The organism is Streptococcus infantis (assembly GCF_047465185.1).
Lineage (GTDB): Bacteria > Bacillota > Bacilli > Lactobacillales > Streptococcaceae > Streptococcus > Streptococcus infantis_O.
Genome location: NZ_JASHAJ010000001.1, coordinates 165410 through 191828, shown reverse-complemented (window position 1 = coordinate 191828; position 26419 = coordinate 165410). Strand labels below are relative to the sequence as shown.

The 26419-nt window shown below is 39.5% G+C and carries 21 protein-coding genes, 1 tRNA gene and 1 other annotated feature; of the genes, 2 read left to right on the top strand and 20 right to left on the bottom strand.

Going from position 1 to position 26419, the window contains the following annotated elements:
• Positions 1-241: 241 nt before the first annotated feature.
• The 5 genes from galE to QM382_RS00890 all read right to left on the bottom strand — a co-directional run bounded on the left by galE (position 242) and on the right by QM382_RS00890 (position 6378).
• On the bottom strand, positions 242-1261 hold the full coding sequence (galE, locus tag QM382_RS00910; protein WP_414272140.1) for a UDP-glucose 4-epimerase GalE: 1020 nt from the start codon (positions 1259-1261) through the stop codon (positions 242-244).
• Between the two features lie 100 nt (positions 1262-1361).
• Positions 1362-2462 (bottom strand): NAD(P)/FAD-dependent oxidoreductase, encoded by a 1101-nt coding sequence (locus QM382_RS00905; protein WP_414272139.1) that lies wholly within the window; start codon positions 2460-2462, stop codon positions 1362-1364.
• 16 nt (positions 2463-2478) lie between these two features.
• Positions 2479-3276 (bottom strand): Nif3-like dinuclear metal center hexameric protein, encoded by a 798-nt coding sequence (locus QM382_RS00900; protein ID WP_414272138.1) that lies wholly within the window; start codon positions 3274-3276, stop codon positions 2479-2481.
• On the bottom strand, positions 3263-3940 hold the full coding sequence (locus tag QM382_RS00895) for a tRNA (adenine(22)-N(1))-methyltransferase (RefSeq protein ID WP_414272137.1): 678 nt from the start codon (positions 3938-3940) through the stop codon (positions 3263-3265). Before QM382_RS00895 ends, QM382_RS00900 begins: the two co-directional genes overlap by 14 nt.
• Positions 3941-4041: 101 nt before the next feature.
• Positions 4042-6378 (bottom strand): cation-translocating P-type ATPase, encoded by a 2337-nt coding sequence (locus QM382_RS00890; protein ID WP_414272136.1) that lies wholly within the window; start codon positions 6376-6378, stop codon positions 4042-4044.
• 131 nt (positions 6379-6509) lie between these two features.
• Here QM382_RS00890 and QM382_RS00885 point away from each other — a divergent pair, with 131 nt between their 5' ends.
• On the top strand, positions 6510-7259 hold the full coding sequence (locus QM382_RS00885; protein ID WP_317852495.1) for a 1-acyl-sn-glycerol-3-phosphate acyltransferase: 750 nt from the start codon (positions 6510-6512) through the stop codon (positions 7257-7259).
• A gap of 106 nt (positions 7260-7365) precedes the next feature.
• Positions 7366-7438 (top strand) — tRNA-Thr (locus QM382_RS00880).
• A 308-nt stretch (positions 7439-7746) separates the two neighbouring features.
• Here the strand turns inward: QM382_RS00880 and pyk are convergent.
• The 15 genes from pyk to QM382_RS00805 form a co-directional block, all read right to left on the bottom strand.
• The gene (pyk, locus tag QM382_RS00875; protein ID WP_263393377.1) at positions 7747-9252 is read right to left on the bottom strand and encodes a pyruvate kinase; all 1506 of its coding nucleotides are present in this window, start codon (positions 9250-9252) and stop codon (positions 7747-7749) included.
• Between the two features lie 64 nt (positions 9253-9316).
• Positions 9317-10324, bottom strand: a complete 1008-nt coding sequence (pfkA, locus tag QM382_RS00870; protein ID WP_263393376.1) for a 6-phosphofructokinase — start codon at positions 10322-10324, stop codon at positions 9317-9319.
• Between the two features lie 80 nt (positions 10325-10404).
• Entirely contained in the window at positions 10405-13506 is a 3102-nt protein-coding gene (locus QM382_RS00865) for a DNA polymerase III subunit alpha (protein ID WP_414272135.1), read from the bottom strand.
• A gap of 157 nt (positions 13507-13663) precedes the next feature.
• Positions 13664-14098, bottom strand: a complete 435-nt coding sequence (locus QM382_RS00860) for a hypothetical protein (RefSeq protein ID WP_049494875.1) — start codon at positions 14096-14098, stop codon at positions 13664-13666.
• A gap of 210 nt (positions 14099-14308) precedes the next feature.
• Entirely contained in the window at positions 14309-14689 is a 381-nt protein-coding gene (locus QM382_RS00855) for a VOC family protein (RefSeq protein WP_004253875.1), read from the bottom strand.
• A gap of 58 nt (positions 14690-14747) precedes the next feature.
• The gene (gene rplT, locus QM382_RS00850) at positions 14748-15107 is read right to left on the bottom strand and encodes a 50S ribosomal protein L20 (RefSeq protein ID WP_000124830.1); all 360 of its coding nucleotides are present in this window, start codon (positions 15105-15107) and stop codon (positions 14748-14750) included.
• 49 nt (positions 15108-15156) lie between these two features.
• Positions 15157-15357 (bottom strand): 50S ribosomal protein L35, encoded by a 201-nt coding sequence (gene rpmI / locus QM382_RS00845; protein ID WP_003003453.1) that lies wholly within the window; start codon positions 15355-15357, stop codon positions 15157-15159.
• 33 nt (positions 15358-15390) lie between these two features.
• Positions 15391-15921 (bottom strand): translation initiation factor IF-3, encoded by a 531-nt coding sequence (gene infC, locus QM382_RS00840; RefSeq protein ID WP_004253871.1) that lies wholly within the window; start codon positions 15919-15921, stop codon positions 15391-15393.
• 15 nt (positions 15922-15936) lie between these two features.
• Positions 15937-16067: a sequence feature (ribosomal protein L20 leader region), on the bottom strand.
• 88 nt (positions 16068-16155) lie between these two features.
• Positions 16156-17550, bottom strand: a complete 1395-nt coding sequence (pgdA, locus tag QM382_RS00835; protein ID WP_414272134.1) for a peptidoglycan-N-acetylglucosamine deacetylase PgdA — start codon at positions 17548-17550, stop codon at positions 16156-16158.
• 115 nt (positions 17551-17665) lie between these two features.
• On the bottom strand, positions 17666-19393 hold the full coding sequence (ezrA, locus tag QM382_RS00830) for a septation ring formation regulator EzrA (RefSeq protein ID WP_414272133.1): 1728 nt from the start codon (positions 19391-19393) through the stop codon (positions 17666-17668).
• An 80-nt stretch (positions 19394-19473) separates the two neighbouring features.
• Positions 19474-21420, bottom strand: a complete 1947-nt coding sequence (gene gyrB / locus QM382_RS00825; RefSeq protein ID WP_414272132.1) for a DNA topoisomerase (ATP-hydrolyzing) subunit B — start codon at positions 21418-21420, stop codon at positions 19474-19476.
• 14 nt (positions 21421-21434) lie between these two features.
• Positions 21435-21998, bottom strand: coding sequence for an HAD family hydrolase (locus QM382_RS00820; RefSeq protein ID WP_414272131.1), 564 nt, complete (start codon positions 21996-21998; stop codon positions 21435-21437).
• Positions 21999-22107: 109 nt separating this feature from the next.
• The gene (locus QM382_RS00815; protein ID WP_178894762.1) at positions 22108-22656 is read right to left on the bottom strand and encodes a DJ-1 family glyoxalase III; all 549 of its coding nucleotides are present in this window, start codon (positions 22654-22656) and stop codon (positions 22108-22110) included.
• 10 nt (positions 22657-22666) lie between these two features.
• The gene (locus QM382_RS00810; RefSeq protein ID WP_414272130.1) at positions 22667-23890 is read right to left on the bottom strand and encodes an FtsW/RodA/SpoVE family cell cycle protein; all 1224 of its coding nucleotides are present in this window, start codon (positions 23888-23890) and stop codon (positions 22667-22669) included.
• Positions 23891-23926: 36 nt separating this feature from the next.
• Positions 23927-26374: a bifunctional DnaQ family exonuclease/ATP-dependent helicase gene (locus QM382_RS00805; RefSeq protein ID WP_414272129.1), complete on the bottom strand. Its 2448-nt coding sequence runs from the start codon at positions 26372-26374 to the stop codon at positions 23927-23929.
• Between the last annotated feature and the right edge of the window lie 45 nt (positions 26375-26419).

The following is a 26419-nucleotide window of genomic DNA, read 5'->3' as shown; positions in this document are numbered from 1 at the left end:
GAACATCAATCTCTAATTTCCACTCCCTCTAGTTTAGCATATTTTTCTAGAAAATTATAGTCTTTTGCTAGCTATTTTTATACAATTTTACTTTTATTTGTTCCAGGATTTCAATAATAAATAAACTGTTCTTTTAAGACATTTTTCTATCACTTAAGCACTAATCAAATTTTTATTTCAACCACATATAAAGTTATAAAAAAAGAGGAATGACTTCCTCTTTTTTTGTTTAATCAAACGATTAATCTTCAAATCCATTTGGATGCTGACTTTGCCAACGCCATGCATCCTCACACATCTCTGTAATACCAAGTTCTGCTTCCCAACCGAGCTCTTCCTTAGCTTTTGCTGGGTCTGAGTAGCAAGCTGCGATATCACCTGGGCGACGTTCAACGATACGGTATGGAATTGGGCGTCCAACAGCTTTTTCCATATTTTGGATAATTTCAAGAACTGAGTAGCCTTTTCCAGTACCAAGGTTATACACATTGAGTCCAGAGCCTTTTTGAAGCTTCTTAAGGGCGGCAACGTGTCCTTTTGCTAGGTCAACGACGTGGATATAGTCACGAACACCTGTTCCATCTTCAGTATCGTAGTCATCTCCAAAGACTTGAACTTGTTCCAACTTACCAACTGCGACTTGTGTTACATACGGCAAAAGGTTGTTTGGAATGCCGTTTGGATTTTCTCCTAGGTCACCACTCTCATGCGCACCGATTGGGTTGAAATAACGAAGTAAAACAACATTCCATTCTGAGTCTGCTTTATAGATATCTGTCAAGATTTCTTCAAGCATTAGCTTGGTACGACCATAAGGGTTGGTAGCTGAAAGTGGGAAATCTTCGAGGATTGGAACTGTATGCGGATCTCCATAAACTGTTGCTGATGAGCTGAAGATGATGTTCTTACAGTTTGTCTCTTCCATAACTTTCAAGAGACTGACAGTTCCTGCGATATTGTTATCATAGTAGGCAAGTGGGATACGTGTAGATTCTCCCACAGCCTTCAAACCAGCAAAATGGATGACTCCTGTTGGTTCTTCATGTTTGAAAATATCACGAAGTGTATCTGTATCACGAATATCTGCTTCGTAGAAAGGAATTTCTACGCCTGTGATTCTTTCAACTACTTCAAGACTTTTACGACTACTATTGACCAAATTATCCACGACAACAACTTGGTGTCCGGCTTGAACCAGTTCAATGACAGTGTGACTTCCAATAAAACCTGCTCCACCCGTTACCAGAATTTTTTCTTGCATTTTATTTCCTCAATTCTTGAATTATTTTTTTCATTTTACCATTTTTGATAGAGAAAGTCATTTACTTTCCTAATACTACCGTAAAAACTAGGTAAAAGATTTACGATTGTTTCTTTTTAATGTATCTTTCAGTCGGATAATCTGCTGGATTTAATACTCCACTTCTCCCCTGAAGCATTTGGGCTAGATGATAGCCTATAATAGGACCCGTCGTTAACCCTGAAGATCCTAAACCACTCGCTGTATAGACTCCTGATAAGTTTGGAACCTGTCCAAAGAATGGAGAGAAATCACTTGTATAGGCACGAATCCCCACGCGCTCACCACTTATCATTGTATCTTTTAAGTTAGGATAAAATGGACTCGCTGCCTCAGCCATTTGCTGAAGTAAATTTTCATCAACTGTTAGGTCAAATCCCATATCATTTTCATGAGTAGCTCCTAGAGACAACTTCCCACCTGGAAATGGAATCAAATCCCACTCCCCTTCAGGCATAACTACAGGATAAGCTCCCATGTCTTGTTCCACTTGGTAATCTCGAAGTTGCCCCTTTTGAGGACGAACATCAACCTCATAGCCTAAAGGCTCTAACATGTGTCCAAGCCAAGCTCCTGTGGACAAGATAACTTGGTCAAACATTTGGTTGTCTATTTGATAACCCGATGCTAAGGGTTTTAGACTGACCTCTTTCTTTACGACCTTCACTTGACTGGCTTCAAGCAAGCGACTAACTAAAAGTTGTCCATCTACTCGAGCCCCTCCAGAAGCATAGAGCAATCTCTCAAATCTCTCTAATCCAGGGAATAGACTACTTGCAGTAGCTTGGTCCAAAATGGCTAATTCGCCAATTAAGGGAGATTCATCTCTACGTTTCAAGGCTAAGTCATAGAGTTCCTCGAGCTTGGAATCATCTTTTTTGAGAAGTAAGACTCCTGAGCGCTGGTAGAAATCAACCTTTTGACCCGATTTTTCCAAGTCAGCTAATAAATCCACATAGAAATCAGCTCCTAGTCGCGCCATCTTATACCAGGCTTTATTGCGTCGTTTAGAAAACCAGGGACTAATAATTCCTGCTGCGGCCTTAGTTGCTTGGCCCTTTCCATAATCAAAAACTGTTACTTCAATATCAGCTTCTTTAGAAAGATAGTAGGCAGCTGTTGCACCTACAATTCCTGCACCTACAATGGCAACTTTTTTCATTGTCTTTACCTTCTAATTAGATATGACGGAAAGGATTGGTGGACGCTTGACTTGCGACAACCTCTAGAGACCAAGCTTTCTCTTCCTTCCATTCGTTCAGAAGTGCCGCGATTCTTTCCACAAAAAGCACTTCGATATAGTGTCCCGGATCTAGAGCTAATAAACCATCTGATAGCATATCTTGGGCAGTGTGGTAGTATATGTCTCCAGTAATGTAGACATCCGCTCCTTTTACTAAAGCATCAGAGTAGAAAGACTGCCCACTTCCGCCACAAATAGCCACTCTTGAAATTGTTTTTTGCAAATCACTCTCATGATAAAACACCATACGGAGACTATCTAGACCAAAGACTTCCTTAACATGACTGGCAAATTCTTCAAAGGTTTGAGGTCTAATAGTTCCAATACGGCCAATCCCACGTTCAGGACCTGTTTCCTGTAGATAAGTTGTGTCCTCAATATCCAATAGTTGGCAAAACCAGTCATTAAGGCCGTTTTCAACAATATCAATATTGGTATGGCTAACGTAGACTGCAATATCATGCTTGATAAGATCAATATAAATCTGATTTTGAGGACGGCTAGCTACCAAGTCCTTGATTGGACGAAAGATAGGCGCGTGCTTGACGATAATCAAATCTACTCCCTTTTCAATGGCTTCTGCAACCGTTTCTTCACGAATATCGAGGGCAACCATGACCTTTTTGATTTCTTTGTCTAATGTTCCAATTTGTAGTCCACGACTATCGCCTTCTATAGAAAATTCTTGGGGGCAATAGGCTTCATAACGATTTATCACTTCACTTGCTTTCATGAAGCACCTCCTTGATGGCTTGAATTTTATCTGCTAGAACTTGACGTTCTTCATGATTTTTTTCGGGGATTTGACTAAGGGCAAACTCAAGCTTAGCAGCTTCTTTTTGCCATTTTTGAACAAAGACTGGACTGACTTCTTTGGACAAGAAAGGTCCAAAACGGGTATCGCTAGCTGATAGATTCATTTCACCAGCTTCTACTACTAGAATCTCGTAAAATTTGCCAGCCTCTTCTAGGATACTTTCAGCTACAATCTGAAATCCATGCTCTTGTAACCAACTACGTAACTCATCTTCACGGTTATTTGGTTGAAGAATCAATCGCTCAACGGTTGCTAGTTTGTCCAAACCATCATCTAATATCGTAGCAATCAAGCGACCACCCATTCCAGCAATAGTGATAACAGAAACTTGGTCAGCCTCTTCAAAAGCAGCCAAACCATTGGCTAAACGAACCTGAATTTTCTCAGTCAAACCATGACTCTCAACATTTGTAACTGCAGATTGATAGGGCCCCTCTACAACTTCACCCGCGATGGCAGCTTCAATATTCCCTTTTTCAACTAATTCAATAGGCAGATAAGCATGATCGCTCCCGACATCCAGCAAAACGGCTCCTTGAGGTACAAAGGAAGCTACCGTTTCTAATCTCTTTGAAATCATCTTCTCTCACTTTCAAAAACTCTATTTCCCTTTATTATACCATATTTTATCTAGCAATCCTGTACCTAAAAAAGACCGCAATCAAAGATTGCAGCCTTTCTTTATTTTTTAGCTTGATAACGACTTGTCAGGATGAAAATGACAGCAAATATGACCATCATAATGCCATAGACAGGTAATGTTTGTCCTGTCAGTGTTGAAATTTCAAGTAATTTTTGAAGTTTTGGAAATAGAGCAGTTCCAAGGAAACCACCAACTGACCAAATAATCAAGAGCACACGCCACAGACTAAATGGCAAACAAGCTCTAACTACTGACATGAAACCAATCGATGCTAGCAGATAATACAGAAGAGTCGAAATTTCAATGGCTGACCAGCCTTGACTTGTTCCAAAAATTTTAACAAAGAGAACACTAAAAACTACCATCAAGGCACTTGGTAGTGCACGGAGCATGGATTTTCTGAGGAAGTTTTGTTCCACAGGTTTGATATTTCGTTCAAAAGTTAATACAAACGGTGGGAATCCTTCCACAAACTGGTCAATCATGGTAATCTGAATCGGAATGAATGGGAAAATCAAAATCCATTCAGTACGTCCCAACAAAGCACTGGCAATACAGATAACTGCTAGCAAGAAGGAATAGATTGTCTTAATCAAGAAAATCGGAGCAATGTGGGCAATGTTATTGACCACACGACGACCTTCGAAGAGAATCTCAGGAACATCATTGAAATCTGAATTCAAGAGGACCAGATTTGCAATCTGACGAGTTGCTGGGTCTCCTTCAGCCATAACAATGGAACAGTCTGCCTCACGGAGAGCTAGGATATCATTGACACCATCCCCTGTCATTGCAGTCGTATGTCCTGCTTTTTTCAGAGTTTGGATGATGAGTTTCTTTTGATGAGGCGAGACACGTCCGAAAATGGCTGTTTCCTCAGCCATGGCTATCAATTCTTCATCATTAATTTTCGAGCAATCTACATAGCTCTGATAGTCTGCAAAACCTGCTTTTTGAGCAATACTTGAAACAGTGACTGGATTATCACCAGAGATAATTTTCAATCCCACTTCCTGAGAACGAAGATAGTCTAGCGTCTCAGCAGCACCTTCTCGAATCGGATCTAGAATCTCAAGCAGAGCCAAGGCTTGCATATCCGATGGTTTCTGCAGTTTGTGGTGGTCAAGTTTTTCTTGACTTAGAGCCAGAACTAAGACACGAGACCCTCGTTCAAGAGCTTCCCTAGCTTCAGGAACTTCAGCATCCAACAACATCTCAGGTGCACCTAGGAAAACAGTTCCGAGACCTTCCAATTCCATCGCTCCCCATTTTCGATCACTTGAAAATGGAAGACTAGAAATCATTGGATAGGCTACCTCTCCCGCAAAACGCTTTCGAATAGCTTGAGCAGTTGGATTTTTATCCTCACTGTGTGCCATATAGCTGATTAGTATTTTTGCAATAGCATCCTTGTCATAAGCCTGGGTCAGAGGAAGAACAGTCTCAACCTGCATCTTTCCTTGAGTAATGGTTCCTGTCTTATCCAAACAGAGCATATCCACGCGCGCTAGGGTTTCAACAGAGTACATCTCCTGCACCAAGACCTTTTTCAAACCAAGCTTGATAACAGCGGTTAAAAGAGAGGTAATGGTCAAGAGGGCAATCCCCTTAGGCAACATTCCCAAAAGAGCTGTAGAAGAATTGACTACAGAAGACTTCAGTGGCAGACCTTTTAAGATCAAGGCTTCAAGCAAGAGAGCAATACCAAAAGGAATGATAATTTTCCCAGTAAAGCCGGCTAACTGGTCTAGCGATTTCATGATACGAGAGTTAATTGGCTTCACTGTCTTGGCTTCAAGCATGAGTTTAGCAGCATAGTTATCCGCCCCAACATGATGGACCTGTGCTAAGACAGACCCACTTGCAAGAAAGCTACCTGACAACATCAAGTCTTCTACTTCTTTTTGTACCAAGTCACTCTCGCCTGTTAACATGGCCTCATTGACTTCAGCAAAGCCTTCTAATACAACTGCATCACTTGGAATCTGATCCCCTGCAGACAAGCGAATCACATCATCCAAAACAAGCTCTTCAGGGTCCAAAGCAATCTCTTGTCCATCACGAATAGTCGTAATCTTTTCTTTATTCAAGAGGTTGAGTTTATCAACCATATGTTTGGCACGTAGCTCGGTAACAATCCCTGAAAAAGCATTAAAACAGATAACTGCAAAGAAAACTAGGTTGCTCCAAGCTTGAACAAAGGCGAGAGCTAGGGCAATGGCAAAATTTAAAGCATTAAATAAAGTAAAGACATTTCTCTTCACTATCTGCCAGGTACTGGTACTAGCTGAAGCTTTGAAATCATTGACCTGTCCCTGTTTCTGACGATCTTTAACTTCTGATTGGCTTAAGCCCATCATTTTATTTTTATCCATAAATTATATCATATCATTTTTTTTGGAATATTTCTAATTTCATATGAAAAGCTATTCCGCCTAAACAAAAAACATTTGCCTGTCCTACTATGATAAGGTATAATAAAAGAAAGAAAACTGAAGGAGACACCATGTTTTATACTTATCTACGTGGGTTGGTTATGTTGATTCTATGGTCAATCAATGGAAATGCTCACTTTCACAATACTGATAAAATTCCAAGTATGGATGAGAATTATATCCTTGTTGCCCCTCATCGTACTTGGTGGGACCCCGTCTACATGGCTTTTGCAACCAAACCAAAACAATTTGTTTTTATGGCAAAAAAAGAACTCTTTGCAAATCGTATCTTTGGGTGGTGGATTCGTATGTGCGGTGCCTTCCCTATCGATCGTGAAAATCCAAGTTCTTCTGCCATCAAATATCCAATCAATGTCCTTAAAAAGAGCAATCGCTCACTGATTATGTTCCCAAGTGGTAGTCGCCATTCCAACGATGTTAAGGGTGGTGTTGCTCTGATTGCGAAAATGGCTAAGGTTCGTATTGTGCCAGTTACTTATACTGGACCTATGACTCTAAAAGGACTCATCAGCCGCGAGCGAATTGATATGAATTTTGGAAATCCTATTGATATCTCAGACATTAAAAAGATGAATGATGAGGGAATTGAGATGGTTGCAGATCGCATCCAATCTGAGTTTCAACGCCTGGATGAGGAAACAAAAGAGTGGCACAACAATAAAAAACCAAACCCACTGTGGTGGCTCATCCGTATCCCGGCCTTGATCCTCGCAATTGTAATCGGAATTCTGACAATCCTCTTTACCTTTGTTGCAAGTTTTGTTTGGAATCCAGATAAAAAGAGAGAGCAATTACAATAATCGAATCTCCACAAGCTCAAGTTTCTTACTTGGGCTTTTCCAATGAGTTAGCATACTAATTAGCATATTGACAAAAGCTTAAATCTATAGTATACTTTCAAAGTAAGCTGATTTAGCTCAGTAGGCAGAGCGCATCCATGGTAAGGATGAGGTCGCCGGTTCGATCCCGGCAATTAGCATCAATTCAGCAGTTCCTATGTGGGGAGCTGTTTTTTTCTTGACAAAGTATTGGCTCTATAGTAAAATAAAGTCTGCGATGAGTCGATATGTAGCGAAAGCTACAATTGCGCAAAGGAGGTCATAACGCAGGAGCGGACCTTGAGAAATTGTGTGAACCAGTTTCTCTCATGGAGATGCCTCTCACACTCTCTGGTTTTCCAGAGAGTTTTTTCTTGTCCTAAACGAATGGGGTTCTGGACCTTATGAAACAAAAAAAGACCTATCACACAAGCTGGAAAGCTTGATATGATAGGTTTTTAATGTCAGATTAACGTACTGTGCGGATACGCATTGTGTTAGTACGAACTGCTTCTCCAAGTGGCACACCTGCAACGATAACGATGTCGTCACCAGATTGTACAAGGCCTGCTTCAACTGCTTTACGTTCAGCAATTTCAAACATGTCATCAGTTGATGATGGAGCTTCTGTCAACATTGGGATAACACCCCAGTTCAACATCAAACCACGTTCTGTCAATTCGTCAAATGTCAATGCCAAGATGTCAGCATTTGGACGGTATTTAGAGATCAAACGTGCTGTATGACCAGTCTTAGTCAACGTTACAACCAATTTAATATCCATTGAGTTTGTAGCGTCTTTAACTGCTGAAGCCATAACTTCTGTTTTAGAGTTACGTTCAAATGAATCTGAGTTCAAACGTCCGTATTCATTAAGAAGAGTTTGAGCGTTCTTGTCGATTGTTGCCATTGTACGGACAGACTCAAGTGGGTATTTACCGTTTGCTGACTCACCTGAAAGCATAGTCGCGTCAGTTCCGTCGATAACAGCGTTAAATACGTCTGATACTTCTGAACGAGTTGCACGTGGTTTTTCAGTCATTGTTTCAAGCATGTTTGTTGCAGTGATAACAACTTTACCAGCAGCATTCACTTTTGTGATGATCATTTTTTGGTAAACTGGAACCATTTCGAATGGTACTTCGATACCCATGTCACCACGAGCGATCATGATACCGTCAGCAGCTTCAATGATTTCATCCAAGTTATCGATACCTTGTTGGTTTTCGATTTTAGCGAACAATTGAACGTGACCGTTACCAGTTTCTTCACAGATTGCACGAACTTCGTTCACGTCTTTAGCAGTACGTACGAATGAGATCGCGATGAAGTTGATACCTTGTTCAAGACCAAAACGAATATCATCGTTATCGCGTTCAGCAAGGGCTGGGAAAGGAATTTTAGTGTTAGGGATGTTCACACCTTTTTGTTTAGCAATGATACCATCGTTTTCAACTTTAACAACAAATTCACGGTTAGCAGCATCTTTTTCAACAACGCGAAGACCAAGCTTACCATCATCAACCAATACTTGATGACCAACTTCAACATCATCAAAAATATCAAGTGCACCAGCTACGTTCAATGCAATGACATCACGAGTTGATTTGATACCTTGTTTAGTTGCAACACGGATTGTTTCACCAGTTTTGTATGAATATTCTTTAGCTTCACCTTCAAACAATTCAGTACGAATTTCTGGTCCCTTTGTATCAAGAAGGAAACCAACTTTTTTACCTGCAAGTTTTTCAGCAAGTTTTACAGTTGCCATACGTTCACCTTGTTCTTGGTGGTCACCGTGTGAGAAGTTGAAACGGAAAGTGTTAGCTCCTGCTTCAATCAATTGAGCAATGTTTTTTGCTGATGCTTCAACATCAAGCTTTTCACCCCAATATCCGTCTTCACCGAATTTTTTACCACCGCGGATTTCAACCGCAGGACCTAAAGTTGCAACGATTTTTACACGTTTGTTCATGATTATGAAACTCCTTTATTTTTTAGACCTTTTAGGTCTGATTAACTAAGTTAATGAAAGTAAATTAGGACAAGCTCTTATTCAATTTGGCTAGTTCTAAGTCAGCCTTGTGAGGATTGTTGACAACAATCTTACCGTCAGCTGTTAGGCTAAACAAAGCTCCCTCTTCTGCTGTACCAAGAATTGGATTTTCAACCATTTTTTCGTTTCGGATACCCACAGCGACACCACCGATTCCTTGCTTAAGGAGTTTAACAGCGTGTGCACCCATGCGTGAAGCCAATACACGGTCACGAGCAGTTGGTGAGCCACCACGTTGGATATGACCAAGTTCGGTTACACGAAGGTCGCTTGTATCTCCAGCTTCTTTTAGTTTTTGACCAAATTCAGCCGCTGACATAACACCTTCTGCCAAAACGATAATGTTGTGTTTTTTACCGTGTTCATATCCAGCTTTGATACTTGCTACGATGTCTTCCATCTTGAAGCCTTCTTCAGGAATGATGATTTCGTCAGCACCTGTTGCGATACCTGCCCAAAGAGCAATATCACCAGCGTTACGTCCCATTACTTCAACAACAAAAGTACGACGGTGACTTGATGATGTATCACGAATCTTATCGATTGCATCCATAGCAGTTGTTACTGCAGTATCAAATCCGATTGTAAAGTCAGTACCTACGATATCGTTATCGATTGTTCCAGGAAGTCCAATAGCAGGGAATCCATGCTCAGTCAAGCGCATAGCTCCATGATAAGAACCATCACCACCAATAACTACGACACCTTCGATACCGTGTTTTTTCAATTGCTCAATCCCTTTAAGTTGACCTTCGAGTTTCGCAAACTCAGGGTAACGAGCAGAGTGAAGGAAAGTACCACCACGTGAAATGATGTCTCCTACTGAAGCAGCATCAAGTGGATAAATTTCACCAGCAACCATACCAGCATATCCATCATAGATACCAAAAACTTCCATTCCTTCTGAGATTGCTTGACGAACAACTGCACGAATGGCAGCATTCATACCGGGGGCGTCCCCACCACTAGTCAAAACAGCAATACGTTTCATTTGGTTTTGCTCCTTTTTCTTTAACATTCTAACTGATTATACCATATTTAAAGTTAAAATTCTTTTATTTTCATTGATTTTTAACGATAAATCGTTTTCATTGTGATTTGACTTAAAGATTCTTGTAAGCTTGCGTCTTTTGCTACAAAATAACCTGGCAAAAGGACATTTTTTTGTTCATCCTCATAGCGAATGACGACAGGAATTTGTCCCTTGTATTGCTCTAAAAAATGATAAATTTCAGAATCATGGTTATGATTAGCAACTTGAATCCAAAAACGTTCACTCACTGCTTCTTTTAGATTATTTAACACTAATTGAAGGCGACCATCTCTGGCTTGTACTTTTCCATTTAGGTAATAGAAACTTCCTTCGTGCAAAAGATTTTTAAATTGGCGGTACTGTTCAGAAAAAACAGTAACCTCCAGACTTGTTTTACTATCAGTAACTTTCAAAAAGGCCATGTTTTCACCTTTTTTAGTTCGAATCACTCGGATAGACTGAATTTCAACGAGCACTGTAGCTGTCTGTCCCTCGGAAAGCTCAGATAAACTCACAATTGGATACAAAGGATTCTTCGCTAAAACCAGCAATGGGTGTTGGCTAATTCCAACACCTAACCAATCTTGCTCTTTTTGGAATTTTTCAATATTTGAAAAGTCCTCTGTATCTGTCCAACTATAGTTAGAATCCGCAAAAAGGCTACCTAATTCTTCTACAAAGATAAATAGAGTTGGTAGATTGGTTAAGATTTTTTGACGATTTTTATCAAATCCATCAAAAAGACCTACTTCCACTAAAGGGGTTAAGAGGCTAATCTTTTGATAATTTTTGGGTAATCGTGTGATAAAATCTTCAACACTGCTAAATGGACGATGCTCGATAATCCAGTAGGCAAAATCACGAGGCATTCCTTTGATAGTCTTGAGTCCTAGATGGATTGTCTTATCTGCTAGTTTATCTTGATATGGAACCGTATTGATAGAAAGTGGAGCTAGTTCAAACCCCATTTCAAGCGCATCGAGAATATAATCTCCACTCGCATAATTGAGCATGACCTGATAAAAGATAGCAGGATAATGTGTTTTAAAGTAGGCAAGCTGAAAAGCTAAGGCAGCATAAGCATAAGCATGCGAACGGTTAAAACCATAACCCGCAAATTTTTCCATTACAGCAAAAACTTCTTGAGCCTGTTTTTGTCCATGCCCTTTTTCGAGGGCCCCTTGGATAAAACTCTCCTCCATCCGATGCATCTCAGCCGCATTCTTTTTCCCCATAGCACGACGTAAGATATCTGCTTTTCCAAGACTGAAACCTGCATAGCGTTGAGCTACTTGCATCACTTGCTCTTGATAAAGCATGATGCCATAGGTTGGAGCTAGGATATCTTCTAGCACAGGGTCCAGAACCGTAACCTTTTCTTTACCATGTTTTCTGGCCACAAAGTTATCGATATAGTCACTCGCACCTGGTCGGTTCAAGGAAGTCGTCGCCACTACTTCTTCAAAGTTTTCTGGTTTCACGCGATTCAATAAGCGAATGGCTCCAGGTTGTTCAAACTGAAAGATTCCCTTGGTCTTACCTGCAGCAAAGAGGGCTAAGGTTGCCTTATCTTCAAGATCAATATCCTCAATTCTTAGTGAAATACCTTGAGTTTCATATAAGAGCTCCTGCATTTTTTGAGCGAAGGTTAAGTTTCGTAGGCCCAAGAAATCCATCTTGAGCAAGCCATTTCCTTCAACTCCATGCGCATCATATTGGGTAATCAGCATATCCTCTCCATACTTGAGAGGGATGTAGTCTGTTAGATTTTTATCACTGATAACGACACCAGCTGCATGGATAGAAGTCTGTCGTGGATAACCTTCAATCTTTTTGGCAATAGAGAAGGCCTTTTGGTACTCAATCTTACTCTGAATGAGTTGTCTAAAACCAAGATTTCCTTCATAGGCTGTCGTTAGAGTATCTTTAGAACCAATTTTTTTTGTAATAGCTGTCAACTCATACTCAGGTACGCCATAGCGTTTGAAGATATCTCGGATGGCTTGCTTGGCTCCAAAGGTTGAATAAGTGACAATCTGCGCAGCATGGATACTACCATAACGGTCACGAACATAACGAATAAACTCTGGACGATAGATATCTGGAATATCAATATCGATATCTGGCATGGTGTAACGTTCACGATTCAAGAAGCGCTCAAAGATAAGATTTTTAGCTACAGGATCAATTCCAGTAATATCTAAAGCGTAGGCCACTAAACTTCCAACTGCGGATCCGCGTCCCATTCCCATATAATAACCTTGAGAACGACCAAAACGTAAAAGGTCCCAGACAACCAAGAAATAGTCATCGAATCCCATATCATGAATCACAGACAGTTCTTCTTCTATACGTTCCTGATAGACTGAATCAAGCAAGCCTTTTTGCTCCAAGCCCTTGATAGCTCTCTCCCGAAGTTCTTCAACAGCAGGTCTCTCTGGATTGAAACGTGGAAGCTTGAGACTACTATCAATCTCGTAGGAGGTATCCTTGATTAATCTTGCAAGATTATCCAGTGCAATTGGGAACTTCTCTAGAAAAACCTGTTCAAGACGTTCAGCAGGCAAAAACAAGCCCTGTTGAGATTGAACATCAACCTCTCTCAAGGTCACATTCTCTTTAATCGCTTTAAGCATTTGTAGAGCTTCTAAATCCTCAGACTCGAAAGAGTTAACACGATAAAGAGGGAGAATAGGGTGAAAAACATTCAATTGAGGTGTATCTGGATACACTCCGATATAGTAGTCATGCCCTAAGTCCAAGGAATCAACTTCAGGATAGTAAGGAACAATGACACAAATATCTTCAAGGTAGGAAGAGAAATCAGCCCATTCTTTTTTACCTGTCATCTTTAAAGACGACAGCTTCATCAGGTTTCGATAACCATGGTTTGAGAGGGCTAGAAAACGTAGATTGAGCACTTCTTCTTTATGATAAACTATCATCTCAAGACCTAATAAAGGTTGAACCCCCTGTTTTTGGCATTCTTTGATGAAATAATAGGCTCCATAGAGATTGTCTTCATCCATGATTCCAAGTGATGAATAGCCATATTCTTTCCCTAGGCTGACATATCTCTTGATTGAAACCATACTCTCCATGAAACTATAGACAGTTTTCGTATCCAGTTGGGCAATCACTCACTACCACCTCCCTTATTCTCTTTATATTATACCATTTTAGAAAATAGAAACACAATTTCTTTCTAATCATTAAACTAAAAAACCATAGCCTAAAAAGCTATGGTTTTATGATATGAAATAAGTTCGAAGAAGAGTTGCGCCTAGCTTTTTAAACTTATTTACTTGTATCTTTCGTAAAAAATATCCCGATTAGAACTAGGACTAGTGAGAGATAAGGAAAAACCCTAAACATCTGCCAATCCGGGTCGAATGCTAAAAGTCCGGAAAGCAAATAAAATCCTGCACTCGCATACAAGAAATTTCTATTTACTTTCTTGATTCCTATCCTAGTTAAAAAAGTTGCTACAGCGTAAGCAATTAAATTAGGACCTAGAAAAATCAAGAATAGAATTCCCCATGGAGCAGTAAATAAAGCAAGAGTTATAAATAGAAGAATATAGGTAAGTGCCAAATAAAATGAGAAAGATAGAAAAGTCGAAGGTTTCTTGACTGCTTTTGGACCATTCTTCATATCTTCCATCGAATTATTTTCTACAATTAATTTATCTTCTTCTTTGTTTAGCTCTACATTTGGATTTTGGTCTGACATTTTTTTCTCCCACTAATTTGTTAAGTTATTTTTATTATATCCCAATTTGTCACATTAAGCTAGATAGAAAAAAGCCATCTATGTTAGTCTAAGACAAACGCTCACATTTGTCTGAAAGAAACTAACATAAATGACCTACAGTCCTCCCTATCAAGTTTTTCTGAGTCAGGTGAAATGGTCTAACTCAATTTGACAAATGAGGAGTTTTTATTATTTTTCACGAATCACTTCTACCTTGTATCCATCTGGATCTTTGACAAAGTAATAGTTTGGTTGTGTTCCTGGAAGTCCATTTGGATTTGTCACTTCGTAACCCTTGTCGCTATGTTCTTTATGAAGAGCCTCAAGGTCAGGTGTGCTTAGAGCGATGTGAGCAAAACCGTCACCTACAACATAAGGTCCATGATCATAGTTGTAAGTCAACTCCAATTCATAATCATCGCCATCAAGACCTAGATAAACAATGGTAAAAGCGTGTTCTGGGAAGTCCAGACGACGCAATTCCTTAAATCCAAAAGCATCTTGATAAAAAGCAATTGATTTTTCAAGATTTTCTACTCGCAAGCAAGTGTGTAACATTTTTGAAGCCATTTTTTTCTCCTTTGTTTTAAAAAAGACTGGGACAAACTTGCACCAGTCTTATGAATAATTATTTACCAAGTTTTGCTTTGGCTGCATCAGCAAGAGCTGTGAAAGCTGCTGCATCGTTAACAGCCAAGTCAGCAAGCATTTTACGGTTTACTTCGATCTCAGCCAATTTCAAACCATGCATCAATTGTGAGTATGAAAGTCCGTTCAAACGAGCTGCCGCATTGATACGTGTAATCCACAATTTGCGGAAGTCACGTTTCTTTTGACGACGGTCACGGTATGCATAGTAGTAAGAGTTCATTACTTGTTCTTTTGCAGTACGGAACAAGATGTGTTTAGCTCCATAGTAACCTTTTGCTAATTTTAAAATACGTTTACGACGTTTGCGTGATACAACGCCACCTTTAACACGTGCCATTTATATTTCCTCCAATATTTCCTAGAATTCTTAACTTACAAATACGCGATTATTTCAAGCGAGTAAGCATTGCTTTGATACGTTTGAAATCTCCTGCATGCACCATAGATGCTTTACGAAGATGACGACGTTGTTTCTTAGTTTTTCCGTGGAAACGGTGAGAAGTGTAAGCACGGAAACGTTTAAGTCCACCAGAACCTGTACGTTTGAAACGTTTAGCTGATGCGCGGTGTGTTTTTTGTTTTGGCATGATATTTTCTCCTTTTTTTAACTTTCTGACAGATTATTTCTTGTCAGTTGCTGGGGCCAACTGCATGAACATTTGACGACCATCCATTTTAGCACGTTGTTCGATGATAGCAATATCTTGAGTTGCTTCAGCGAAATCGGCTAAAACTTTTGCTCCAATCTCTTTATGGGTAATCATACGACCCTTAAAGCGAATGGAAACCTTCACTTTGTTCCCTTTTTCAAGGAACTTGCGAGCACTGCGAAGTTTCGTATCGAAATCACCCTTATCAATAACTGGGCTCAATCGAACTTCTTTCACGGTCACAACGCTTTGTTTTTTGCGTTGTTCTTTTTGTTTCTTCTGGTACTCAAATTTGAACTTACCGTAGTCCATAATTTTCGCAACAGGAGGTTTAGCTTGAGGTTGAATGAGAACCAAGTCCACATTAGCGTCGTCCGCAAGTGCTTGCGCTTCACCAAGTGGTTTGATACCCAATTGTTCGCCCTCAAGACCGATTAAGCGAACTTCACGTACACGAATTTCATCATTGATGAATAAGTCTTGCTTTGCTATGGTTTTCACCTCTTTTTTTAGTTTAGAGAAAAACAAGAGCGGACTTGCTAACGCAAATCCGCTCTACATGATTATATTTCATTTCTGAAACTTGATCTGTAGGGGCCAGACAACGTTAGTCGCAAGGCGAGAAGTTCTCACTTCTGCTTTTCTCATCTTGTATATGATATCAAGTTTTTCCCTACTTGTCAAGATAAAAATAATCTTTTTTTGTTTTTTTCTAATATTTGATTTTAATCCCAACTATTGGTTACGAGAATAGTAAATACCATGTGGTTTTAAACGATTTCCTAGTAATTCAGAGACTGTAACAAAGCTATACCCTTGTCCCTGCAAATATTCAATAACTTTTGGCAATGAGTTAACAGATGTTTGATGGATATCGTGAATGAGGATGATAGACCCATCTGTCGTTTGACGTTGGACTTCTGTTAAAATAGCAGCTTCGTTTTTACTCTTCCAGTCTAAGCTATCGACATCCCACATGATAAAGCTCAAATCGAGGCTATTACGAATATCATCCGAAATAGCACCATATGGTGGACGCATCAATTTTGTGCTCTTCCCAAGCACACTTTTAATAGCATCTTCTGTATCTGTAATTTGTTTCTTAGCATCTTCTAATGAGAGTTGAGTTAAAACTGGATGGTTCCAACTATGGTTTCCAACTTCATGCCCCTCAGCCTGCATACGTTTGAGGATAGCTTCATTACCTGCAATGTTTTTTCCTTGTACAAAGAAAGTCGCTTTGATTTTGTACTTAGCTAAAATATCCAAGGCCTGTGGTGTTGTATTGCCATCGGGACCGTCATCAAAGGTTAAGGCTACAACTTTTTTATGTTTCTCTGCTTGAACTTTTTTATAAAGTTCAGCATCTTTTTCTGTTAGATAGGATGTCTGAATAAAATCAAAGAAATCTGAAATAGGCATCGCTATTTCTTCAACATTAGTCGTTGCTTTGAATGGATAAAGAACTAATTGACTATCTTTATAGGCAAACTTCCAGCTTGACAATTCTGCAGCAGAGAAATCAGCTGAAACTTGATCAACAACAGATTGCTCTACTTTTTTAGCTTGAAGAGTTGACTTAACTCCCTCAAGCAATTTTTCTTTTGCCGTGGATGAGTCTGTAAAAAGTTGATCCAGGGTAAAGACAGAACCATCTTCTTTAAGATACAGCTGATCTAAAGTAGTATTTTCTATTTCAACAACATTAGAATTGGCCAAGTCATAGGCTTGCTTTTTGATCAAACGATTTTCAACCCCAGTCAAAGAGGAATCCCCTTTTTCTGAGTAATAAAAGATCAACTGTTCTTTACCTTCTACTTTGTCAGTGATGTCTTTTACGATGACATCCTTGACAGAGGTGATAACGTTGTCTCCAACTAGTGGATAATAGGTGATAATTTCTGTTTTCTCTTTGCGGAAATGCTCTTTTTGACTTCCTTGGGAGTAGGCACCATCTTTTTCCTTCTTGAGGCTCTCAATTTTCTGTTCAAAGGCTTGTTTGTTCATCACTTTATAGGTAATCACACTACCGAGTGCTAACACTGTTAGAAATAAAAGCAAGACAAGAGTGCCAAGCTTTTTATTATTTTTCTTCTTTACATTATTCTGGGGTAATCTCTTTTTTGTCATAGTCTTATCATATCAAATACGAGCTATAATTTCAATGAAAACATGGCATAAAAATATTTGAAAAAGGTAAAGAAAAGTAAAAGAATCCTAGAAAAATCTAGGATTCTTTTATAAATTAGAAACGGATACTTTCTCTTGTTTTCTCATAAGAAGTAACAAAGCGATCTGTCACGCCTGGTTCGGCTACTTCTAATGCTTGAGAAATTTTTTCGAAAGATGCTTTATAATCAAAGGCTGTTTCAAAGATATTCAAAGCTTCTTGAAAGGCTTGTTGAATACGATCATCAAATGATCTGTAACGGTTCGAATACTGAAGCAATTGTTCCGTAAGTGTCGCATATTGGACAATACTGTATGTTTCTTCTTCCAACATATTCATATCATTTGTCGCAATCTCAAGGATACGATTTACAGATTCGATATTCACTTTAGCTTGTTCCAACTCAGCCATCAAGTCTTCTGTACTGTGACTTGCATCAAAGAAGAGCTTCAAGAATTTTTGTGGAATTCCTGGAAGATTTCTCTTCTCCATGTAGCGTTTAATCGTATGCAGACGGTTGACATAGACATTTGCTTTTTGACGAGCATTGATGTCATCTTTTTCAATCTGAACTAGACGCTCACTGACACCGATTTGGTCATCTTCAATATCTTTTAATGTAGATTGAACATTTTCCAAACGTTCTTGTAATACAGAATATGCTTCTGAAACTTCTGTTTGGTCATTTGTTAACTCTTCGATTGTAGCATTCAAAGCTGAGATATCAGCTTGAAGACGACGAACTCGATTTACATCACTTTCAGAAATCAAGTAGGTTTTCCCAAGACGTTCAATATCTTTAACCAAGACCTGATTATTTTCTTTCAAGTGGTTAAGATACGTAGGAAGAGTAGCTACCAATTTTTCAAAAGCTTTATGTGCTTTAATTTCACGTGTGAAAATATCATAAAGTGCATTGATTTCTTCTTGGATTTGAGTATTTTCATACTCTGCATTATCCAACTCCAATGTACGGATATTTTCGTGATTATTTTTCAAGGCTTCATAGAGAAGTTGAAGACGAGATTCGATATCTGTTTCTACAAAATGATAGTTCTCATCGAGTAGCTTACGGTAACCTGCTTCTAAATCTTCAAGTTGTTCTGGCAATTCAGTCGTAAGCTTGGTTACAATAGCTGGAATTCTTTCAACGATATGTGTCAAGGCTAAAATATGATTTTCAGCGTTATCTAAAATCCCTGCTGCTTCAACCGGATCCCCTGAAGAATTCAAGGTTACAAATTGAGAAAACTCAGATTGAATGTTCTCCAATTGTTTTTCAATTTCCGGAAGAGCTTGACCATATTTTTCAGAATCTTCAGCTACCGTATTTTGTAGTTTTTCGAATAAATCTAGGGCATGCAGAACACGTCCGCTATTTTTTGATTCTTGTTTTTCCAAATCAGACAAGGCATTACGAATTGCTGTAATATCCTCTTCAACAAGTTCAATCTGACTTTCAATTTGATCAATCTGGTGCTTAGCTTTCAAGAAACGGAATGAGTTATTGTATCCTTCAGCTTCAAAGAGATTATTCTCAATATCTGCAAAAGAGTTCAGAGATAAATCTACCCATTTTTGGTTCCATTCTCTAAAAGCAACCTGACTTTGACCAATCAGATGCATGTTTTTAACAACCTCTACCTCATCATTAACAGGAAGGTTATATAATTCTTCTTTTCTTTCTTCTAACGCTGCAAGTCTACTCTCATTACGTTTACGTAGCAAAATAGCCACTGCAAAGGCAATAAGAAGCAGGACAGCAATTCCAATCAAAGTAATAATCAACTGATTATTTGACATATCAAACTCCTTTTATACATGACACAATTGTAATGATTATATCATATTTTTCAAACCTTGGGAACTATTTCCCAATATTTTTATACGTCAAGAGTACTGTAAACAGCGTTTTCTTCGATAAATTCTCGACGTGGTTCTACTCGATCACCCATGAGCATATCAAAAATCTTATCTGCTTCTGCAGCGTCGTCTACTGATACACGAGCCATGAGACGATGGTCAGGATTCATCGTAGTTTCCCAAAGTTGGTGGTCATCCATCTCTCCAAGACCTTTATAACGTTGGATGGTTGGTTTGGAACGACCTTCACTGTAGCGAGCCAAGGCTTCTTGTAGGCGGATTTCTTGGTCTGCGCCTGGTTGAATATATTCTTTAATCTCACTACCGACTTTGACACCGTAAATTGGTGGCTGAGCGATATAAACATAACCTGCCTCTAGAACGGGTTTCATATAACGATAAATCAGAGTTAACAAAAGAGTACGAATATGTGCTCCATCGACATCGGCATCTGTCATGATCACCAGTTTTTGATAGCGAGCTTTGCTAACATCAAACTCAGCCCCAAATCCTGTTCCCATAGCTGTGAAAAGACTGCGGATCTCCTCATTAGCTAAAATCTTATCCATGCTCGCTTTTTCAACATTAAGGATTTTACCACGAATTGGTAAGATGGCTTGGAACTCACGATTACGTCCTGATTTTGCAGAACCTCCTGCAGAGTCTCCTTCGACGATGAAAAGTTCAGTTTCAGCTGGATTGTTTGATGAACAGTCCGCTAATTTTCCTGGAAGATTTGAAATTTCTAAACCAGATTTCTTACGTGTAACTTCACGCGCACGCTTGGCAGCAACACGCGCTTTGGCAGCCAAAATCCCTTTTTCAACGATGCGCTTAGCAATCTGTGGATTTTCCAAAAGGAAGTCAGAAAATGCATCGCTGAAGAGGCGATTGGTAATCTTCACAACTTCACTATTTCCAAGTTTGGTCTTAGTTTGTCCTTCAAACTGAGGGTTTGGATGCTTCACAGAGATAACGGCTGTCAATCCTTCACGGACATCCTCACCTGTTAGGTTATCTTCGTTATCTTTTAGAAGTTTGTTTTTACGAGCATAGTCATTAATAACACGAGTTAAGGCTGTACGGAAACCTTGCTCATGTGTTCCACCTTCATGGGTATGAATATTGTTGGCGAAACTCATGACATTCTCGTGGTAACCCGTTGTGTACTGCATCGCAACTTCCACTGTAATATCATCCATTTCACCATCTGTGTAGATTGGTGTATCAAAGATAACATCCTTGTTTTCGTTGATGTACTCAACGTAGCTCGCAATCCCGCCTTCGTAGTGATAATGCTTGGTTTGTTCAAGTCCTTCACGTTTGTCAGTAATAGAAATTTGAAGCCCGCGGTTCAAAAAGGCTAACTCTTGAATCCGTTTATTCAATTTATCAAAATCAAATGTCGTTGTCTCAGTAAAAATTTCTGGGTCTGGAGTAAAGTGAACGATTGTTCCTGTTTTATCCGTATCCCCTATCACCTCAAGGTCTGCAACAACATGTCCACGACGGTATTCTTGGTAGTGAATCTTTCCATTTTTATGAACGCGAACATCCAACTGTGTTGAAAGAGCATTTACAACTGATGACCCTACACCATGGAGTCCACCAGATACCTTGTATCCGCCACCGCCGAATTTCCCTCCAGCGTGAAGAACAGTAAAGACTGTTTCAACGGCAGGACGTCCTGTTTTTTCTTGGATATCAACTGGAATTCCACGACCATCATCGATAACTGTAATTGAATCATCCGGTTCAATAAAGACCTCGATATGACTAGCAAATCCTGCCAAGGCCTCATCGATAGAATTATCTACAATTTCCCAGACTAGGTGGTGAAGACCCTCTTTGGCAGTTGAACCAATATACATCCCTGGACGCATACGAACAGCTTCCAGACCTTCCAAAACTTGAATTTGACTGGCATCATAATCTTGTGCCTGTTGGTTTTTAATATCTTCTGTCATTTTTCCCCTTTTTCTTACATGTCTATTGCTTGTTTTAAGGACACAACATCCTCAAAGAGATAGGCATCTAAGCCTGCAGCATGTCCTGCTTCTACATCAATGGTTCGGTCACCAATGACTAGACCTGACGTTATATGATACTTATCACGTAAATAAATCATCGATTCAGGATTAGGCTTGCGTTTAAAACCTGAACTAGCCGTCACTACTTCTGTAAAGTACGGAGCTATCTCAGTTTTCGCTAGAATTTCCAATACTTGATCGTTTCGATGAGAAACCAAGAAGTTACGGCCACCTTGGTCCGAAATATTTTCTAAAAGAGTAGGAATCCCATCAAACAAAACTGGATGTTCAAGCTCTCGGGCTTCATTTTCCTTATATTTTTCAAGAAAGTTTTCAATACCTGGAGCATACTTTTCGATGGCAAAGGCAGTCGAAACCTTCAAAGCTTCGTAAACACTATCGTGTTCCTGCTCAATCCCAAACTCTGCTAATGTTTCTACAAAAGCTGCTGTAGAAGTTTCATAATTATCAAGCAGGGTTCCACCTAAATCCCAGATGTAATCGTGATATTTCATACCCTTCATTATACCATTTTTTTATAAAAAATGCGATGTTTACCTTGCTTTTTGCCATTAAAAAAGAGAAGAATCTTCACCAACAAGAAAGATTCTCCTCCGTTTGTCATTATTTTTCAAATAGGTCTGTGTAGAGCATGCCATTTCTTAGAGACTCAGCATCTCCGCCCAGTGTTTCAACCAGGTAGTAAGCAAAGGCTAAAGCAGTTGCTGGCCCACGGCTCGTAATGATATTTCCATCTACGACTACTGTTTCTTTATGGTAGTGACCGTCAGCAATTTGTTCTTGAACTCCATCATAGCAGGTGAAGTTTCTACCTTCTAGTAGACCTGCCTGATTCAATGCAATTGGAGCCGCACAAATGGCTGCTACCTTCTTACCGATTTTCTCAAATTTTTGAAGTTCAGTGATCAATTGTTCATTGTCCCGCAAGTGGGCAGAACCAGGCATACCTCCTGGAAGAACAATCATGTCATACTCTGATAAATTACCATCAAACACTCGATCAGCTTGAACTTGAATGGCATGTGAACCTGTCACTGTATCTTCAAATCCTACCATATGGCAGGTGATATTTGCGCGACGCAAGACGTCTACGACAGTCAAGGCTTCAATTTCTTCAAAGCCATTTGCTAGGATAACTGCAACTTTAGGCATAGCGACCTCCTTATTTCACTTTCTTCAGTACAACTTTTTTACGTTTGAATCTTGTTCGGCCACTCTTTTCATCAGCTAAATGAGTTTGGTAGCTCATCGATAAAAGCAAACCTATACCAATAAGATTACTGATAATAGCGGATCCCCCTTGAGAAATAAAGGGCAAAGGAATCCCTGTCAGAGGCAGAAGACCAGTAACCGCACCTATATTTTCAAAGATATGGAACAAGAGCATCATGATAAATCCAGTTGAGATGTAGGTATAAAATTGATTATTGGATTTTAGGGTAATCTTTAACATGCGATAGATGAGCAGTAGATAGAGTGCAACCACAACAACTGAACCAATAAATCCAAAATCTTCCGCAATTACTGTGAAAATCATATCACTCTCGCGGACTGGAATAAGGAGATTAGACACGTTAAAACCTTGACCGAATACTCCACCGCTACCAATCGCAATTTGACCCTGCGCCTGTTGATAGGTAGTTGTTTGCGCATAATCAAAGGGATTGAGCCAAGCCAAGATACGGTTAATCTGATAAGTCGGCATTCCAATTTGGTGCAGAAAGGCACGCCCATCCTTTGTAATGAAGATGGCTAAAAATCCTGTAATGGCTGATACAACTGTTACAAAGACTGGAATGATAATCTTCCAAGAAACACCTGACAGCAAGAGAAGACCTGCAAAGATTGCAACAAAAACCATAGCTGTCCCAAGGTCACTTTGCAAGGCTAGTAAAACCATAACTGGCATCGTGAAAACAATCATCCACAAAATCAATAGAAAATCTAAGCCAATAGTTCGTTCTTTGTCTTTATGTTTCTTGGTAAAGGTTACGATAACGTATGCCAGCATCAAAATATAGGATATCTTCATGAATTCGGATGGTTGAAAAAGTGTATAACCACCGATTGATACCCAGTTTTTAGCACCTGTTGCTGCTACTAAACTCGGGTTGTAGAAGACCAAAGGCAAGACCATCAAGGCTAGACCGAGTCCATATAAATAAGGTGTGGACTGCCAGAGAAACTTTGTGTTAAAAAACATGACTATGAAACTAAAAACAATCCCTAGTGATATCCAAGCCAGTTGTTGTCCAAGTATGGGCCAAACATTGTTTGGGTAGTCATGACTAACTGCTATATAAATAGCTACGACTCCAATCACCAACAAACAAAATACTGGTAATATTAAACTATAATCGATCCTAGAGTCGAGAGAACGTTTCATAAAAGGCCTCCTTCATTCTTTCAGGTATTCATTTCATTATTTATTTAAAGATTCTTGAACATTGATATAAATTTGCTCTCGGCTAATGACTCTAACACGATTGCTTCGAGCCAAAGCCTTGCTGATTTGCTTACCATAACGTTTACTTGCCATGCGGCTATCTAGAATCAGAACTGCAGAGCGTTGCCCCAATCGACGCATGGTTCTTCCAATCGCTTGCTTGAGGCGAATAATAGCCATAGGAAGCTGATAATCGTAAAAAGGATTTTTCCCTTCAAGACGGAGTTCTTGGTTCATCTTTTTAGTAAAAGGATCTTCTGGATTTTGGAAAGGTAAACGAGTCACCACTTCAATAACCCGCGGATGTCTTGAAAAATCGACACCTTCCCAAAAACTTCCCGCCCCAAGCAAAAGCTCACGCTCGCCTCTTTCAAAACGTTTTTTCAATTGAGCTGGTTCCCCATGCTTATATTGGGCTAAATGGGGAATTCTCAAAGTATCAGATACCTGCAACAATAAATCTTTTGCAGTAAATAAGACTAAAATCGGTTCTTCAAGGTAGGACAAATCTTCTAGAACCTCTACAATTGCTTGTGCATATTCCTCAGATGAAATTTCTGTCACCAATGGAAAATCATTCACTAATAAAATTTCCTGATTTTCTTGAAACTGTTCGTCTAGAGAATAAAAGGTTGCTTGAGGGAAACCCAAAAGTTCCGGCAAGGAAACCCGACCACTAATTTCTAAAGTTGCGGAGATTGCTAAGAGCTGACAGGAGTCTGGAAAGATTTCAGAAAAGAGCAAACGCTGATTGCGACTAGAAGTTATTTCAACCTTCTTACTAGACATATCTGAAGTCGATAACCAAAATTCTCCCTCAGATGCAAAAAACTTCAGATAATCTTTAAATTCTGGTAAATTCAGCTCAGAAAAATCTTGTCGGAGTTTGTCAATGCTACTAGCTGGACACATCTTCCGTTTACCAGATAGAAACTGATCAAGTAGGTAAGAAACTTCAAAACGAATACTCTCTAGCAAGCGTCTTTGAAGCATACCTTCTTCCCTCGATAGAGCTTGGTCTAATTGTTCTAGCAAATCTGTAAGCAAATAAGATTTTCGAGAAAGATTTTCCAAGGTCAGCAAGATTTTCTGGGCTTCATCTAAAATCAAGAGACGCCCTTCTAAGAGACTAGGATCATCTTCAAGTCGAGTAACGAGGTAAGCATGATTGGTCACAAGCAACTTGCAAGAACGAGCCTTTTCCTGACCTCGTTTCCAAAAATCCTCCAACCAAAAGAGAGAGTCTTTGTGAAGGTTACCATCATGAACCAAGTTCGATAAGAATTGCTGGTAGCGATAGAGCTGACCAATCTCGTCTAAATCTCCTGTATCTGTCTCTGTCAACCAAACTAGAAGTTGCATCTTGAATCGTGTATACAGACGATTGGAGTCTTCTTCCTCTAGAGCTGTATGAAAGGCATCTAGCTTCAAGTAATTCTGAGGACCTTTAAGACTATGAATAGAAATATGGAAAATCTCTTCTAGTCTTTTAGCCTCCTCTTGTATCACCTGATTTTGAAGGATTTTAGTCGGAACACTGAGTAGAATTCCCCCTTCATTCTCAAGTGACAAGGCCGGTAGCAGGTAACCATAGGTTTTCCCAATTCCTGTTTGAGCCTGAATAAAGGAAATGGCTTCTCCTTGTAAAAACTCTTGAACCTTTTGGGCAAACTCTTCTTGTTGACTTTTCTCCTCCAAACCTAGCAAGGCAATATTGGTCTGGAAATCTTTTGAGAGTTTGCGTGGAGAAAGGACTGGCTTCTCTTTTCTTAAGAATAAGCCCTGCACTTCTACCAAATCATGCTCAACGAGGAGAGACTGCTTCTGATAAACTTCCTCGATGACTAGGTAAGATTCATAGAGTAAACTGTCTGATAAACTCAATAAGCGCTCCAACAACCCTTTTGGCAGTCCAAACATCTTTTGTCTCATACAAAGAAAGAGTTCTGCTGTTGCTTGGGCATCAGATAGGGCTGAATGGGCTTGCTCTAGAGGAATCCCCAATTCTTGGCAAAGAATGCCGAGATTATACTTCTCAAGCTGAGGGTAAAATACTTGAGCCAACTCCACTGTATCAATACGAGGCGTGCGCAATTCATAACCCTCAAAAAAGAGGAATTCTGCCAATAAGTTAGCATCAAACTGAACATTGTGCGCAACAAAAATACCGTCTTTGACCAGTTCAAAAATCTTTTCAGCCACCTGAGAAAACTCTGGAGCCTTTGCCAAACGTTTATCAGTCAAACCCGTTAATTCTTTGATATGAGAATCCAAGTGTTCATGAGGGTTGACATCAGTCGCATACTGCTCAACAATCTCACCATCTTCAATGACTACAATTCCCACTTGGATGATTTTTGCCTTGCTTCCGGTACTTGTAGCTTCTAAATCTACAACCACATACCGATTATTTCTAAAATTCATCACTAAAAATTATATCAAAATTTGCACCATTTGACACTCCTGAAC

Coding starts and splice junctions, on each gene's coding strand:
- galE (WP_414272140.1), bottom strand. CDS start 1,261: ATGCAAGAAAAAATTCTGGTAACGGGTGGAGCAGGTTTTATTGGAAGT.
- QM382_RS00905 (WP_414272139.1), bottom strand. CDS start 2,462: ATGAAAAAAGTTGCCATTGTAGGTGCAGGAATTGTAGGTGCAACAGCT.
- QM382_RS00900 (WP_414272138.1), bottom strand. CDS start 3,276: ATGAAAGCAAGTGAAGTGATAAATCGTTATGAAGCCTATTGCCCCCAA.
- QM382_RS00895 (WP_414272137.1), bottom strand. CDS start 3,940: ATGATTTCAAAGAGATTAGAAACGGTAGCTTCCTTTGTACCTCAAGGA.
- QM382_RS00890 (WP_414272136.1), bottom strand. CDS start 6,378: ATGGATAAAAATAAAATGATGGGCTTAAGCCAATCAGAAGTTAAAGAT.
- QM382_RS00885 (WP_317852495.1), top strand. CDS start 6,510: ATGTTTTATACTTATCTACGTGGGTTGGTTATGTTGATTCTATGGTCA.
- pyk (WP_263393377.1), bottom strand. CDS start 9,252: ATGAACAAACGTGTAAAAATCGTTGCAACTTTAGGTCCTGCGGTTGAA.
- pfkA (WP_263393376.1), bottom strand. CDS start 10,324: ATGAAACGTATTGCTGTTTTGACTAGTGGTGGGGACGCCCCCGGTATG.
- QM382_RS00860 (WP_049494875.1), bottom strand. CDS start 14,098: ATGTCAGACCAAAATCCAAATGTAGAGCTAAACAAAGAAGAAGATAAA.
- QM382_RS00855 (WP_004253875.1), bottom strand. CDS start 14,689: ATGGCTTCAAAAATGTTACACACTTGCTTGCGAGTAGAAAATCTTGAA.
- rplT (WP_000124830.1), bottom strand. CDS start 15,107: ATGGCACGTGTTAAAGGTGGCGTTGTATCACGCAAACGTCGTAAACGT.
- rpmI (WP_003003453.1), bottom strand. CDS start 15,357: ATGCCAAAACAAAAAACACACCGCGCATCAGCTAAACGTTTCAAACGT.
- pgdA (WP_414272134.1), bottom strand. CDS start 17,550: ATGACAAAAAAGAGATTACCCCAGAATAATGTAAAGAAGAAAAATAAT.
- ezrA (WP_414272133.1), bottom strand. CDS start 19,393: ATGTCAAATAATCAGTTGATTATTACTTTGATTGGAATTGCTGTCCTG.
- gyrB (WP_414272132.1), bottom strand. CDS start 21,420: ATGACAGAAGATATTAAAAACCAACAGGCACAAGATTATGATGCCAGT.
- QM382_RS00820 (WP_414272131.1), bottom strand. CDS start 21,998: ATGAAATATCACGATTACATCTGGGATTTAGGTGGAACCCTGCTTGAT.
- QM382_RS00815 (WP_178894762.1), bottom strand. CDS start 22,656: ATGCCTAAAGTTGCAGTTATCCTAGCAAATGGCTTTGAAGAAATTGAA.
- QM382_RS00810 (WP_414272130.1), bottom strand. CDS start 23,890: ATGAAACGTTCTCTCGACTCTAGGATCGATTATAGTTTAATATTACCA.
- QM382_RS00805 (WP_414272129.1), bottom strand. CDS start 26,374: ATGAATTTTAGAAATAATCGGTATGTGGTTGTAGATTTAGAAGCTACA.